This window comes from Streptomyces sp. SID14478 (genome assembly GCF_010548525.1).
Classification (GTDB): Bacteria; Actinomycetota; Actinomycetes; order Streptomycetales; family Streptomycetaceae; genus Streptomyces.
The window spans coordinates 1-785 of sequence record NZ_JAAGMG010000895.1; the positions used below are offsets into that span (position 1 = coordinate 1).

Genomic DNA, 785 nt, shown 5'->3' on the forward strand with positions numbered 1-785 from the left:
CTCGCCCCGCCCGGCGCGCCGGTCCTGGTCGAATCACCCACGTACCCCGGCATGCTGGCGATCGCGAGGGCCGCCGGGCTGCGCCCCGTACCGGTCCCCGTCGACCGCGACGGGGTGCGTCCGGAACTGCTCGCGCAGGCCTTCCGGGCCAGCGGCGCCCGGCTGTTCGTGTGCCAGCCGCTGTTCCAGAATCCGACCGGCGCCGTACTGTCCGCCGACCGGCGCCCCGACGTGCTGCGCATCGCCCGCGAGGCCGGGGCCTTCGTCGTGGAGGACGACTTCGTGCGCCGCCTCGTGCACGCGGACGCGGGCCCGCTGCCGAGGCCGCTGGCCACCGACGACCCCGACGGCGTCGTCGTGCACGTCTGCTCCCTCACCAAGGCGACCTCGCCGAGCCTGCGCATCGGCTGTCTCGCCGCCCGCGGCCCCGTCCTGGAACGGCTGCGCGCCATCCAGGTCGTAGACCACCTCTTCGTCCCGCGCCCCCTCCAGGAGGCCGCGCTCGAACTCGTCGGCTCCCCGGCCTGGCCGCGCCATCTGCGCACGGTGGCAGGGGAGTTGAGGGACCGCAGGGACGCGCTGGCCGGCGCCCTCGCGCTCCGGCTGCCCGAGCTGGCCGTGCCGCACGTCCCGGTCGGCGGCTACCACCTGTGGGTCCGGCTGCCCGACGGCACGGACGAGCGGAGGTTCGTCGCGAGCGCCCTGCGGGAGGGCGTCGCGCTGGCCCCGGGCCGCCCCTATTTCCCGGCCGAGCCGCCGGCCCCGTACGTCCGGCTGAGCTTCGT

Annotated in this window: 1 protein-coding gene; it reads left to right on the top strand. The window is 76.6% G+C overall.

Translation table 11 applies throughout. The features are described 5' to 3' along the window. A partial coding sequence (locus G3I40_RS29185; RefSeq protein ID WP_164305526.1) for a PLP-dependent aminotransferase family protein occupies positions 1–785 on the top strand: 785 nt, incomplete at both ends.